12 protein-coding genes are annotated in these 12,651 nt (G+C 70.5%); 9 read left to right on the top strand and 3 right to left on the bottom strand.

The genetic code is table 11. The annotated features are described in order from the left end of the window. The first annotated feature begins 234 nt into the window (after positions 1-234). Positions 235-1,143, top strand: coding sequence for a metallophosphoesterase family protein (locus AVL59_RS14670; protein WP_067303886.1), 909 nt, complete (start codon positions 235-237; stop codon positions 1,141-1,143). Continuing rightward, a complete protein-coding gene (locus AVL59_RS14675) occupies positions 1,088-1,768 on the top strand; it encodes a 4'-phosphopantetheinyl transferase family protein (protein ID WP_067303888.1) in 681 nt (226 codons plus the stop codon). Before AVL59_RS14670 ends, AVL59_RS14675 begins: the two co-directional genes overlap by 56 nt. A 31-nt stretch (positions 1,769-1,799) precedes the next feature. Here AVL59_RS14675 and AVL59_RS14680 read toward each other — a convergent pair whose 3' ends face one another. The 3 genes from AVL59_RS14680 to AVL59_RS14690 form a co-directional block, all read right to left on the bottom strand. Further along, positions 1,800-2,027, bottom strand: a complete 228-nt coding sequence (locus AVL59_RS14680) for a hypothetical protein (RefSeq protein ID WP_067303891.1) — start codon at positions 2,025-2,027, stop codon at positions 1,800-1,802. 127 nt (positions 2,028-2,154) lie between these two features. Further along, positions 2,155-2,700 (bottom strand): toxin-antitoxin system, toxin component, encoded by a 546-nt coding sequence (locus AVL59_RS14685; protein WP_067317280.1) that lies wholly within the window; start codon positions 2,698-2,700, stop codon positions 2,155-2,157. Positions 2,701-2,732: 32 nt separating this feature from the next. Next, a complete protein-coding gene (locus AVL59_RS14690; protein ID WP_067303893.1) occupies positions 2,733-3,389 on the bottom strand; it encodes a helix-turn-helix domain-containing protein in 657 nt (218 codons plus the stop codon). Positions 3,390-3,628: 239 nt separating this feature from the next. Between AVL59_RS14690 and AVL59_RS14695 the strand changes: the two genes are divergently transcribed. The 7 genes from AVL59_RS14695 (at position 3,629) to AVL59_RS14725 (ending at position 12,600) form a co-directional block, all read left to right on the top strand. Continuing rightward, the gene (locus tag AVL59_RS14695) at positions 3,629-4,300 is read left to right on the top strand and encodes an MmyB family transcriptional regulator (protein ID WP_067303896.1); all 672 of its coding nucleotides are present in this window, start codon (positions 3,629-3,631) and stop codon (positions 4,298-4,300) included. 116 nt (positions 4,301-4,416) lie between these two features. Then, on the top strand, positions 4,417-5,415 hold the full coding sequence (locus tag AVL59_RS14700) for a LacI family DNA-binding transcriptional regulator (RefSeq protein ID WP_208870377.1): 999 nt from the start codon (positions 4,417-4,419) through the stop codon (positions 5,413-5,415). Between the two features lie 129 nt (positions 5,416-5,544). After that, positions 5,545-6,897: an ABC transporter substrate-binding protein gene (locus AVL59_RS14705; protein WP_067303902.1), complete on the top strand. Its 1,353-nt coding sequence runs from the start codon at positions 5,545-5,547 to the stop codon at positions 6,895-6,897. A gap of 5 nt (positions 6,898-6,902) precedes the next feature. After that, positions 6,903-7,856 (top strand): carbohydrate ABC transporter permease, encoded by a 954-nt coding sequence (locus AVL59_RS14710; protein WP_067303904.1) that lies wholly within the window; start codon positions 6,903-6,905, stop codon positions 7,854-7,856. Further along, positions 7,853-8,728: a carbohydrate ABC transporter permease gene (locus AVL59_RS14715; protein ID WP_067303906.1), complete on the top strand. Its 876-nt coding sequence runs from the start codon at positions 7,853-7,855 to the stop codon at positions 8,726-8,728. Before AVL59_RS14710 ends, AVL59_RS14715 begins: the two co-directional genes overlap by 4 nt. Positions 8,729-8,760: 32 nt before the next feature. Next, on the top strand, positions 8,761-10,368 hold the full coding sequence (locus tag AVL59_RS14720; protein WP_067303909.1) for a glycoside hydrolase family 13 protein: 1,608 nt from the start codon (positions 8,761-8,763) through the stop codon (positions 10,366-10,368). A gap of 87 nt (positions 10,369-10,455) precedes the next feature. Next, a complete protein-coding gene (locus AVL59_RS14725; RefSeq protein ID WP_372450380.1) occupies positions 10,456-12,600 on the top strand; it encodes a galactose-binding domain-containing protein in 2,145 nt (714 codons plus the stop codon). Positions 12,601-12,651: the final 51 nt, after the last annotated feature.

The following is a 12,651-nucleotide window of genomic DNA, read 5'->3' on the forward strand; positions in this document are numbered from 1 at the left end:
GCAGCGGCCCGTGCCCGGGCAGGAGGGAGGAAGGGACACCAAACGGCCCTGTGTGAAGGGAAGTTAGAGGCGTTGGTGTTGGGCCGATCATACGGCTTTCAAGAGGGCGCGCGTGCAACGCGCAGGTTACGGATTTTCCCGTGATGTCCAACGGCGCCGCGCCCGGAATCCCCTTGTGTCCGGCCCGTGAATATGTTGTCGTGGTGCCTACGGCATGATCGGAAGGGGCGCGGGGTGGAGTCGACGGCCAGGGCCGGACAGCTGCTGGCCATCAGTGACCTGCACATCAGTTATCCGGAGAACCGCGCGCTGGTCGAGCAGATGCGCCCCCACACGGAGGACGACTGGCTGATCGTCGCCGGGGACATCGCGGAGACTGTCGAGGACATCCGCTGGACCCTCGCCACGCTCGCGGACCGCTTCCGCAAGGTCCTGTGGTCGCCGGGCAACCACGAGCTGTGGACCCATCCGAGGGACACCGTCGACCTGCGTGGCGTCGCCCGCTACGAACACCTCGTCGAACTCTGCCGTGAGCTGGGCGTGACCACGCCCGAGGACCCTTATCCGGTGTGGCAGGGCCCCGGCGGGCCGGTCGTCGTCGCCCCGCTGTTCCTCCTGTACGATTACTCGTTCCTGCCGGCCGGGTGTGTCACCAAGGCGCAGGGTCTGGCCTACGCGGAGAGCACCGGCATCATCTGCAACGACGAGTACCTGCTGCACCCCGACCCCTACCCGAGCCGCGAGGCCTGGTGCCGCGCCCGGGTGGCGGAGACGGCGCGCAGGCTCGCCGAGCTGCCCGAGGACCTGCCCACCGTCCTGGCCAACCACTATCCGTTGGACCGGCATCCGACGGACGTGCTGTGGCACCCGGAGTTCGCGATGTGGTGCGGTACCGAGCTCACCGCCGACTGGCACCACCGCTTCCGTGTCCAGACCATGGTCTACGGTCATCTGCACATCCCGCGGACCACCTGGCACGAGGGCGTCCGCTTTGAAGAGGTATCCGTGGGATACCCCCGCGAATGGCGCAAGCGTCCGGTACCCCCGGGACGACTGCGCCGCATCCTGCCGATGGAGGTCGGGCCCGGTGATCGAGGAGCTGCTCCCGGAGTCGGTGGTGGCCGTGGAAACGTACGGGGATGAGGAGGCCAGGGACACCCCGCTGTATCCCGAGGAGCAGCAGCTCGTGGCGCGGGCGGTGGACAAGCGCCGCCGCGAGTTCACGTCCGTGCGGGTCTGCGCCCGGCGCGCCATGGAGAAGCTCGGCGTCCCACCGCAGCCCGTCCTGACCGGCGAGCGCGGCGCCCCGATCTGGCCCGAGGGACTGGCCGGCAGCATGACCCATTGCGACGGCTACCGTGCCGCCGCCCTGGTCCGTGCCACGGACCTGGCCTCCCTCGGTATCGACGCCGAACCGCACGCACCGGTGCCGGACGGCGTCTTCGAGGCCATCTCGCTGCCCGCCGAACAGGACCGGCACCGCGAGCTGTCCACCACCCGGCCCGCCGTCCACTGGGACCGGCTGCTGTTCAGCGCCAAGGAGTCCGTCTACAAGGCGTGGTTCCCCCTCACCCGCGCCTGGCTCGACTTCTCCGAGGCCGACATCGAGCTGTTCCCGGCGACCGGCCAGGGCACGCGCGGCCGCTTCCACGCCCGCCTTCTCGTCCCCGGCCCGCTGGTGGGCGGCACCCGCCTGAGCGGATTCGAGGGCCGCTGGCTGGCCGAGGACGGGCTGGTGCTGACGGCGGTGACCGTCCCGCACTGCTGAGCGGGCTACGGAACGGCCACCGGGCGCCGGCTCACTCCTGCGGGCACCAGTGGCGCACCAGCCGGAAGAACTGCTCCTCGTTGCCCGCGAGTCCCGCCCGCTCCAGGGCCCGTTCCGCCTCGGCCAGCACGGCGGGTGGGACGACCACGGGACGGCCGCCGCCCGGTGGTCCGTCGAAGGCGGCGCGCACGGTGTGCAGCAGCCGGAGGTAGGCCTGTACGGCGGTGCGCTCGCGGTCGGTCAGTACGGCGGTGGGCATCGGTCGGCTCTCCCCGGTTCGGCAGCACGGTCGCGCGCCCTGCGGCGCACGTACCAGCTTGCCGTCCACCACTGACAATGCCGGTTCGCCCGGTCGCCCGCGGGAGTGCCTCACCGGGTTGGGCCGTTCAGCCCTGTGAGCCCAGATACCCCAAAGACGCCTCGATGCGGCCCGCCACGTCGTTGCGTCGGACCGGGCCGCGCAGGGCCGAACCGGCAAGCCAGGTGCGGCACTTGCTGGCCAGCAGGAGCCCGAAGGACTCGGCGTCACGCTCCTCGGACTGCTCGAAGCGGGTGCGGGCGGCGACCCGCTGCACCGCGGCCGCGAGCGCCGCAGGGTCGGAGCCCTCGCTCAGCAGACGCGTGGCGACGCCGACACCCGCCCCGTCGGTGAGGTGACCGCAGTGCCCGGCCTGCATGTGCCACAGCTCGTGGCCGAGGATCACCAACTGGTGGTCCGGCGCGGTGCGTTCCTCGACGACGACCAGGTCGCGGTCGGTCAGGTCCAGCCACAGCCCGCTGGCCGTGTCCGGCGGGAAGACCGCCGTACGGAACTGCACGGGACGGCCGCGGCGGCGGCTCATCGCCTCGCACAGCGCACGGTACAGCTCGTGCGGCGGGACAGGTCCGGGCAGGGCGAGTTCCCCGACCAGCTCGGTGCACAGCCGCCGCATGTCCCTGCCGATGCCCACAGTCCTCCCCCGGATCACGACTCGGGCCGCTTGACGCTCTCCAGGAGCATGTCCAGCCACTCCGCGACCTTGTCCCGGTGCTGGTCCGTGGGCAGTTGCGCGGCCCGCCAGGCGATCCCGCGCACCCCGTGGTCCTGCAGCAGCCGCTCCAGCGGATCGTTCGCGGCCGCGGCCGCGGCCCGCTCCCGGTCGGCGAGCTTCTGCAGCAGTTCCTGCTCGGTGCGCTGCAGCGCGCCCGCCAGCGCCTCGGGATCCTCCGCCGTGAGGAATCCCGCGTGCACGCGGAAGAACCGCTGCAGCGCGTCGCAGTGCTCCATGGTGGGCCGCCGGTCGCCGTTGATGAGCGCGCCGGCCTGCTGCCGGGACATGCCCGCGCCGTCGGCGATCTCCTGCTGGGTGTACTTGCGGCCGTTCGGTTTCAGCCGGGTACGGCGCAGCAGGTCCAGGCGCTGCAGAAAGCGCGCCTGGACGTCCGGCTCGCCCGCCGGGCGGCCGCTGAGCAGAGCCTTGACCACCGGCTCGGGGACCCCGCAGGCGACGGAGAGCCGCCCGACGTCGAAGACCTCGGAGTGCGGGACTCCGAGCCGGTCGGCGAGCCCGGTGACGCGGGCGACGACGGCCGGCAGCTGAGCGGTCTCCGTGGCGCCCGGATCCTCGTAGCCATCCGTCACCGACAGAACTCCTACGTCTCTCGAGGGCTTCAGGTGTGTCCGCGCTTCTCACGACGGATCTCGTGAACTTCCCGGAGAGTAGCGGGTGCTTCGAACTCACATCCAGGTCTCGCCACAACTGTGGCGAATTTCAGCCGTCAACCGACGTGGAATGCCACGATAGTTGACATGCGTCTTGTCTGGGCAGCAGGATCGCTTCGCCGCGCGAAGGCCGCAGAGGCAAGAGGGGTGACCTCCCGATGGCACATCAGGCAGGAGGGCAGCGGCCGGCGCCGCGGTCCGTCGTCGAGGGCTGCGATGCCCAGGCGTATCTCCAGGACTACGCCACGCTGCTGGAGGCCGTCCCTTTCCCGTCCCTGGTCGTCGACCACCGCTGGAACGTGGTCAGGGCCAACGGCGCGTTCGAGGCGCTCTTCCGTGGCGTGCGCCCTCACCCGACGGCCATGCCCGGGGACAACTTCCTCAGGTTCGTCCTGTTCCACCCGGATGCCGGCGACGTCCTCGGCGAACACGAGTCGGGCTGGTGCCTGCCGATGCTGGCCCACCTCAAGACCGCCCTTGAACGCTGCGGCCACGACCACGAACTCCAGTCGATCCGCCGCGACCTCGCCCAGGACCCGATCATGGAGGCCGCCTACCGGCAGGGCCTGCCGCACTGGATCCGTGCCGTCGGCGAGGCCGCGACGCAGCTCGACGGCGCCCTGCGCCTCCTGCTCCATCCCGACCCGCGCCGGGGCCCGACCGAGTGCCGGATCGTCGACGAGACGACCCCCACCCTGGCGGAGATCGGCTGCACACGCCTGACCATGGTCCTGCGTGACGCCCGCCGCCCGGCCGTGACCGCCCGCCGCCCGCGCCGTCGGCGCGGCACAGGCGGCCATCTGACGGTCGTCCCGGCCGCCGAGGACTGACCCGGCTCCGTCGGCGTTCAGGTCGCCGACGGGGCCGGGCAGCCCCCTCTCGGCCTCAGCTGCCGCGCGCCCGGGTTACGCAAACAGCTTGCGTAACTTGCGCTAGCCTTGCGCGCATGACGCGACGACTTGCGGAAGTGGCGAAGAAGGTCGGGGTCAGCGAGGCCACGGTCAGCCGGGTGCTCAACGGCAAGCCGGGAGTCTCCGCGGCCACCCGGCAGGCGGTGCTGTCGGCCCTCGACGTCCTCGGCTACGAGCGCCCCACCCAGCTGCGCGGTGAACGCGCCCGGCTCGTCGGCCTGGTCCTGCCGGAGCTGCAGAACCCGATCTTCCCGGCCTTCGCCGAGGTCATCGGGGGCGCGCTCGCCCAGCTCGGGCTCACCCCGGTGCTGTGCACCCAGACCAAGGGCGGCGTCTCGGAGGCGGACTACGTGGAGCTGCTGCTGCAACAGCAGGTCTCCGGCGTGGTCTTCGCGGGCGGCCTGTACGCGCAGGCGGACGCGCCGCACGACCACTACCGGCGGCTCGCCGACCGCAACATCCCGGTGGTGCTGGTCAACGCGGCCATCGAACACCTCGGCTTCCCGGGCGTGTCCTGCGACGACGCCGTCGCCGTCGAGCAGGCCTGGAGGCACCTCGCCTCCCTCGGCCACGAACGGATCGGCCTGGTCCTCGGCCCCGGCGACCATGTCCCCTCGGCGCGCAAGCTGGCCGCCGCGCGCGCCGTCGCCGGCGATCTGCCGGACGAGTTCGTCGCCCGGGCCATCTTCTCCCTGGAGGGCGGTCACGCGGCCGCCGCCCGGCTGATCGAGCGAGGCGTCACCGGCATCATCTGCGCGAGCGACCCCCTCGCCCTGGGCGCCGTCCGGGCCGCCCGCCGCAAGGGACACGACGTCCCCGGGCGCATCTCCGTCGTCGGCTACGACGACTCGGCGTTCATGAACTGCACCGAACCTCCGCTGACCACCGTCCGCCAGCCCATCGAGGCCATGGGCCGCGCGGCCGTGGAGCTGCTGAACGCCCAGATCGCGGGCACCGCCGTACCCGCCGAGGAGCTGCTGTTCGAGCCCGAGCTGGTGGTGCGCGGCTCCACCGCGCAAGCCCCGCGCGACTGAGATCGGCGACGCGACACTAACTGTCGAATAATTACAGATTCTGCGCGATATCTTGCGGCCCGGTGTCGGCGGTGCTTGAGTGTGCGGCGCCCACCGCTCCTGCCATGCGTGCCATCAGGGGGTCCACCGATGAGAAGCACCGGGTTCCGCCGCACCGTCGTCGCGATCGGCTTCTGTTCCTCCCTCGCCCTCGCCGCGTCCGCCTGCGGGTCGGGCGACGACGGCACGGCGAGCGGCAAGACCCGCATCACCGTCAACTGCGAGCCGCCCCGCAGCGCCAAGGTCGACCGGAGGTTCTTCGAGGAGGACATCGCCTCGTTCGAGAAGCGGAACCCGGACATCGACGTCGTCGCGCACGACGCGTTCCCCTGCCAGGACCCGAAGACCTTCGACGCCAAGCTCGCCGGCGGACAGATGGAGGACGTGTTCTACACGTACTTCACCGACGCCAAGCACGTCGTCGACATCCGTCAGGCGGCCGAACTCACGCCGTATCTCAGGGAGCTGAAGAGCTACGGCACCATCCAGAAGCAACTGCGGGACATCTACACCGTGGACGGGAAGGTCTACGGCATCCCGCGTACCGGCTACTCGATGGGTCTGATCTACAACCGCGAGCTGTTCGAGAAGGCCGGACTCGACCCCGACAGGCCCCCGGCGACCTGGGACGAGGTCCGCGCCGACGCCAAGAGGATCGCCGCCCTCGGCGACGGAACCGTCGGATACGCCGACTACAGCGCGCAGAACCAGGGTGGCTGGCACTTCACCGCCGAGCTGTACTCACAGGGCGGCGACGTCGTCGGCCCCGACGGCAAGAAGGCCACGGTCGACACCCCCGAGGGCCACGCCGTCCTCCAGAACCTGCACGACATGCGGTGGGCCGACGACTCCATGGGCAGCAAGCAGCTCCTCGTCATCAACGACGTGCAGCAGATGATGGGTTCGGGCAAGCTCGGCATGTACCTGTCCGCCCCGGACAACATCCCGATCCTGGTCAAGGAGAAGGGCGGCAGCTACCAGGACCTCGCCCTGGCCCCCATGCCCGGCGGCAAGGGCACGCTCATCGGCGGCGACGGCTACATGTTCGACAAGAACGACACACCCGCCCAGATCCGCGCCGGCCTGAAGTGGCTCGACCACATGTTCCTCACCCCGGGATCCGGCTTCCTCGGCGACTACGCCCGCGCCCGGAAGCACGACGCGCCGGTCGGCCTGCCCGAGCCGCGCCTGTTCACCGGCGCCGCCGACGCCAAGGACCAGCAGGTCAAGAAGGCCAACGCCAATGTCCCGGTGGCGAACTACCGGGCCTTCCTCGACGGCAACCGGCAGCTGACGATGAAGATCGAGCCGCCGGACGCCCAGCAGATCTACTCCGTCCTCGACGGTGTCGTCTCCGCCGTCCTGACCAAGAAGGACGCGGACATCGACCAGCTCCTCCGGGACGCGTCCGGCAAGATCGACAGCATTCTGGCCCGGGGCTGACCGCCATGGCCAAGACGGTCGAGCGGCGTCCTGTCGAGGAGCCCGCCGTCCACCCGGTCCCGGCTCCGCCCCCGGCGGGGAGCCGGGGGCGGAGCCGCCTGATCGACCAGGCCCGCGCCTACGCGTTCCTCCTCGGCGGCCTGATCTGCTTCGCCCTGTTCTCCTGGTACCCGGCGATCCGCGCGGTCGTCCTCGCCTTCCAGAAGTACACGCCCGGTTCGTCCCCCGAGTGGGTCGGCACCGCCAACTTCACCCGCGTCTGGCACGACCCCGAGTTCACCGAGGCCTGGCGCAACACCCTCGCCTTCACCCTGCTGGCCCTCCTGATCGGCTTCGCCGTCCCCTTCGTCCTCGCCCTCGTCCTGAACGAACTGCGGCACGCGAAGGCCTTCTTCCGAGTCGTGGTGTACCTGCCGGTGATGATCCCGCCGGTGGTCAGCGCCCTGCTGTGGAAGTGGTTCTACGACCCCGGAGCAGGGCTCGCCAATGAGACGCTGCGCTTCCTGCACCTGCCCACCTCGAACTGGTCCAACGGCACCGACACCGCGCTCCTCTCCCTCGTGATCGTGGCCACCTGGGCCAACATGGGCGGCACCGTCCTCATCTACCTGGCCGCCCTGCAGTCCATCCCCGGCGAGCTGTACGAGGCCGCCGAACTGGACGGCGCGCACCTGCTCCAGCGCATCCGGCACGTGACGATCCCGCAGACCAGGTTTGTCGTCCTGATGCTGATGCTCCTTCAGATCATCGCCACCATGCAGGTGTTCACCGAGCCGTTCGTCATCACGGGCGGCGGTCCCGAGAACGCCACCGTCACCGTCCTCTACCTCATCTACAAATACGCCTTCCTCTACAACGACTTCGGCGGCGCCTGCGCGCTCAGCGTCATGCTCCTCGTCCTGCTCGGCGCCTTCTCCGCCGTCTATCTGCGGCTCACCCGCGCCGAGGGGGACGCATGAGCGCCCGGACCCTGATCTCCCCGGCCACCCTCGCCCGCCCGCGCGGGAAGGCGATCTACTGGACGGTGTTCACCGCCGTCGTCGTCCTCTTCGCGCTCGCCTTCCTCTTCCCGGTCTACTGGATGGTGACCGGTGCGATGAAGTCCCCGGACGAGGTGGCCCGGACCCCGCCGGCACTCGTACCGAAGCACTGGCATCTCGCCGGCTACACCGACGCCTTCGACCTGATGCAGCTGCCGCGGCACCTGTGGAACACGGTGGTGCAGGCGGCCGGTGCCTGGGCGTTCCAGCTGGTGTTCTGCACGGCGGCCGCCTACGCGCTGTCCAGGCTGAGGCCCGCCTTCGGCAAGGTGATCCTCGGCGGCATCCTCGCCACCCTGATGGTCCCGGCGCAGGCGCTGGTCGTACCCAAGTACCTGACCGTCGCCGACCTCCCGCTGATCCACACCAGCCTGCTCAACGACCCCCTCGCCATCTGGCTCCCGGCCGTCGCCAACGCCTTCAACCTCTACCTGCTGAAGCGGTTCTTCGACCAGCTGCCGCGCGATGTCCTGGAGGCCGCCGAGATCGACGGCGCGGGCAGGCTGCGCATCCTGTGGTCGGTCGTGCTGCCCATGTCCCGGCCGGTGCTCGCAGTGGTGTCGATCTTCGCCCTCGTCGCGGTGTGGCAGGACTTCCTGTGGCCGCTGATGGTCTTCTCCGACACCGGCGAGCAGCCGATCAGTGTGGCACTCGTCCAGCTGTCGCAGAACATCCAGCTCACCGTGCTGATCGCCGCGATGGTGATCGCCAGCATCCCGATGGTGGCGCTGTTCCTCGTCTTCCAGCGGCACATCATCGCCGGGATCGGCGCGGGCAGCACCAAGGGCTGACACAGCCGCCCCGTCTACAGAAAGGCAAGCCCGTGGGACAGCCCACCCATGCCCCGAAGGATCCTGACTGGTGGCGCTCGGCCGTCATCTACCAGGTGTACGTCCGCAGCTTCGCGGACGGTGACGGAGACGGCACCGGCGACCTCGCGGGAGTCCGCGCCAGGCTGCCGTACCTCGCCGAACTCGGCGTGGACGCCCTGTGGTTCAGCCCCTGGTACCTGTCGCCCATGAAGGACGGCGGTTACGACGTCGCCGACTACCGTGCCGTCGACCCGGCGTTCGGCACCCTCGCCGAGGCCGAGAAGCTCATCGCCGAGGCGAGCGGGCTGGGCATCCGGACCATCGTCGACATCGTGCCCAACCATGTCTCCGACCGGCACCCCTGGTTCCGGGCGGCCCTGGCCGCCGGGCCCGGCAGCCCGGAGCGGGAACTGTTCCACTTCCGGCGCGGGCGCGGCACGCACGGCGAACTCCCGCCCAACGACTGGCCCTCGCAGTTCGCCGGCTCGTCCGCCCCGGTGTGGACCCGGCTGCCCGACGGCGACTGGTACCTGCATCTGTTCACCCCCGAGCAGCCCGATCTGAACTGGGCCCATCCGGCGGTCCGCCAGGAGCACGAGGACATCCTGTGCTTCTGGTTCGAGCGCGGTGCGGCCGGCGTCCGCATCGACTCGGCGGCCCTGCTAGCCAAGGACCCCAGGCTGCCCGACCTGGCCGGCCATCCGGGCCCGCACCCGTTCGTCGACCGCGACGAACTCCACGACATCTACCGCTCCTGGCGGTCCGTGGCCGACGCCTACGGCGGTGTGTTCGTCGGCGAGGTCTGGCTCCCCGACCCCGAACGCTTCGCCCGCTACCTGCGCCCCGACGAACTCCACACCGCCTTCAACTTCTCCTTCCTGACCTGCCCCTGGGACGCCGAGCGGCTGCGCGCCTGCGTCGACACCACCCTCGCCGAGCACGCGCCCGTCGCGGCTCCGGCCACCTGGGTGCTGTCCAACCACGACGTGACGCGCACCGTCACCCGCTACGGCCGCGAGCACACGGGTTTCGACTTCGCCGCCAAGGCCTTCGGCACCCCGACGGACCTGGCGCTGGGCACCCGCCGGGCCCGCGCGGCGGCGCTGCTGACGCTGGCGCTGCCCGGGGCCGTCTACGTCTACCAGGGGGAGGAGCTGGGGCTCCCGGAGGCCGAGCTCCCGCTGGACCGCATCCAGGATCCGATGCACTTCCGATCGGACGGTGCCGACCCGGGCCGGGACGGCTGCCGGGTACCGCTGCCCTGGGCGGCCGACGCCCCGTACGCGGGATTCGGCTCGCGCGCGGAGCCGTGGCTTCCACAGCCGCTCGACTGGACCTCGTACGCGGTCGACATTCAGCGGCGGGACCCGCACTCCATGCTCTCCCTCTACCGCGACGCCATCGTCACCCGCCCGGTCTTCGGCGACGGCCCGCTGACCTGGCTGCCCGCCCCCGAGGGTGTGCTCGCCTTCGCCCGCGCCCAGGGCGTGATCTGCGTCGTGAACCTCTCCGCCGCACCCGCCGCCCTGCCCACGCACTCCCGACTCCTGCTCAGCAGCGGCCCGCTGGACGACGCGGGCCGGCTGCCGCGCGACACGGCGGCCTGGCTGCGCGCCTGAGCCGCACGCGCACCGCTCGCCATCCCCGCACCCCCACCACGAAGGGATCAGCACATGCGCAGCACCACAGCCGTATATGTCAGGCGCATGCCAGCCATCGGGGCGGTCGTCGCCCTCGCCGCCGGCATGCTCGTCGCCGTGGCGCCCGCCGCGCACGCGGCCGCGGGCGCCACGCTCCCCTTCACCTCCGTCGAGGCCGAGTCGGCGAGCACCACCGGCACGAAGATCGGCCCCGACTACACACAGGGCACCCTCGCCTCGGAGGCCTCCGGACGGCAGGCCGTACGACTGACCTCCGGGCAGCGCGTGGAGTTCACCGTGCCGCGCGCCTCCAATGCCGTGAACGTCGCCTACAGCGTCCCGGACGGCCAGTCCGGCTCGCTCGACGTCTATGTCAACGGCACCAGACTCGCCAAGACGCTCCCGGTGACCTCCAAGTACTCCTACATCGACACCGGCTGGATCCCCGGCGCGAAGACCCACCACTTCTTCGACAACGCCCGGCTGCTGCTGGGACAGAACGTCCAGGCGGGCGACAGGATCGCCTTCGAACCGACGGGTACCCAGGTCACCGTGGACGTCGCCGACTTCGAGCAGGTCGATGCGGCCGCCTCCCAGCCCGCCGGTTCGGTGTCCGTCGTGTCCAAGGGCGCCGACCCCAGCGGCAACGGCGACTCCACCCAGGCCTTCCGGGACGCCATCGCGGCCGCCCAGGGCAAAGTGGTGTGGATCCCGCCGGGCGACTACCGGATCACCTCCTCGCTCAGCGGTGTGCAGAACGTGACCCTCCAGGGCGCGGGCAGCTGGTACTCGGTCGTGCACACCTCCCGGTTCATCGACCAGTCCAGCTCCTCGGGCGCGGTCCACCTCAAGGACTTCGCGGTCATCGGTGAGGTCACCGGGCGCGTCGACTCCAGCCCTGACAATTTCGTCAACGGCTCGCTGGGACCGGGGAGTTCCGTCTCCGGCATGTGGATCCAGCACATGAAGGTCGGCCTGTGGCTGATGGGCGACAACGACAACCTGGTGGTGGAGAACAACCGCATCCTCGACACCACCGCCGACGGCCTGAACCTCAACGGCACCGCCAAGGGCGTGCGGGTCCGGAACAACTTCCTGCGCGACCAGGGTGACGACGCGCTCGCCATGTGGTCGCTGTACTCCCCGGACACGGACTCCAGCTTCGAGAACAACACGATCTCGCAGCCCAACCTCGCCAACGGCATCGCGATCTACGGCGGCACCGACATCGCCGTGAAGAACAACCTGATCTCCGACACCAACGCCCTCGGCAGCGGCATCGCGATCTCGAACCAGAAGTTCCTCGACCCCTTCCACCCCCTGTCCGGCACCATCACCGTCGACGGCAACACCCTCGTCCGCACCGGCGCGATGAACCCCAACTGGAACCACCCGATGGGCGCCCTGCGCGTCGACTCCTACGACAGCGCGATCAACGCGACGGTCGACATCACCAACACGACGATCACCGACAGCCCCTACAGCGCCTTCGAGTTCGTCTCCGGAGGCGGGCAGGGGTATCCGGTCAGGAACGTCGACGTGACCGGAGCGACCGTGAAGAACACGGGGACGGTCGTGGTCCAGGCCGAGGCGCAGGGCGCGGCCGCCTTCCGCGACGTCACGGCCACCCAGGTGGGCGCCGCCGGCATCTACGACTGCCCCTACCCGGCGAATTCCGGCTCCTTCACCCTCTCCGACGGCGGCGGCAACTCCGGCTGGTCCAGTACCTGGCCGGACTGCTCCACCTGGCCGCAGCCCGGCCAGGGCAACCCCGACCCCGACCCGAACCGCAACCTCGCCAAGGGCCGCCCGGCCACCGCGACCGGCTCGCAGGACGTGTACACGCCCGGCAAGGCGGTCGACGGCGACGCGGGCAGCTACTGGGAGTCGGCCAACAACGCCTTCCCGCAGTCCTGGACGACCGACCTCGGCTCGTCCTACGCCGTCCGCCGCCTGGTGCTGAAACTGCCCCCGTCCCCGGCCTGGGGGGCCCGCACCCAGACCATCACGGTGCTCGGCAGCACCGACGGCTCGAACTACTCCACGGTCGTCGGATCGCAGGGCTACCGCTTCGACCCGGCCACCGGCAACACCGCCACCGTCGCCCTGCCCGACGGCACCGGCCTGCGCCACCTCCGGCTCACCGTCAGCGCCAACTCGGGCTGGCCCGCCGGACAGTTCAGCGAGGTGGAGGCGTACCTGACGCCCTGATCCGAAACCGGGTCACAGATCCGGCGCCGGACGGAAGGGGCGTCACGGCAC

Origin of the sequence: Streptomyces griseochromogenes (assembly GCF_001542625.1) — a bacterium.
In the GTDB taxonomy this organism is placed as follows: domain Bacteria; phylum Actinomycetota; class Actinomycetes; order Streptomycetales; family Streptomycetaceae; genus Streptomyces; species Streptomyces griseochromogenes.

Bases quoted from the DNA above. Each gene is read 5' to 3' on its own strand.
- AVL59_RS14680 (WP_067303891.1), bottom strand. From the start codon at position 2,027: ATGCCCACCGCCGTACTGACCGACCGCGAGCGCACCGCCGTACAGGCC.
- AVL59_RS14685 (WP_067317280.1), bottom strand. From the start codon at position 2,700: ATGCGGCGGCTGTGCACCGAGCTGGTCGGGGAACTCGCCCTGCCCGGA.
- AVL59_RS14695 (WP_067303896.1), top strand. From the start codon at position 3,629: ATGGCACATCAGGCAGGAGGGCAGCGGCCGGCGCCGCGGTCCGTCGTC.
- AVL59_RS14700 (WP_208870377.1), top strand. From the start codon at position 4,417: ATGACGCGACGACTTGCGGAAGTGGCGAAGAAGGTCGGGGTCAGCGAG.
- AVL59_RS14705 (WP_067303902.1), top strand. From the start codon at position 5,545: ATGAGAAGCACCGGGTTCCGCCGCACCGTCGTCGCGATCGGCTTCTGT.
- AVL59_RS14710 (WP_067303904.1), top strand. From the start codon at position 6,903: ATGGCCAAGACGGTCGAGCGGCGTCCTGTCGAGGAGCCCGCCGTCCAC.
- AVL59_RS14715 (WP_067303906.1), top strand. From the start codon at position 7,853: ATGAGCGCCCGGACCCTGATCTCCCCGGCCACCCTCGCCCGCCCGCGC.
- AVL59_RS14725 (WP_372450380.1), top strand. From the start codon at position 10,456: ATGCCAGCCATCGGGGCGGTCGTCGCCCTCGCCGCCGGCATGCTCGTC.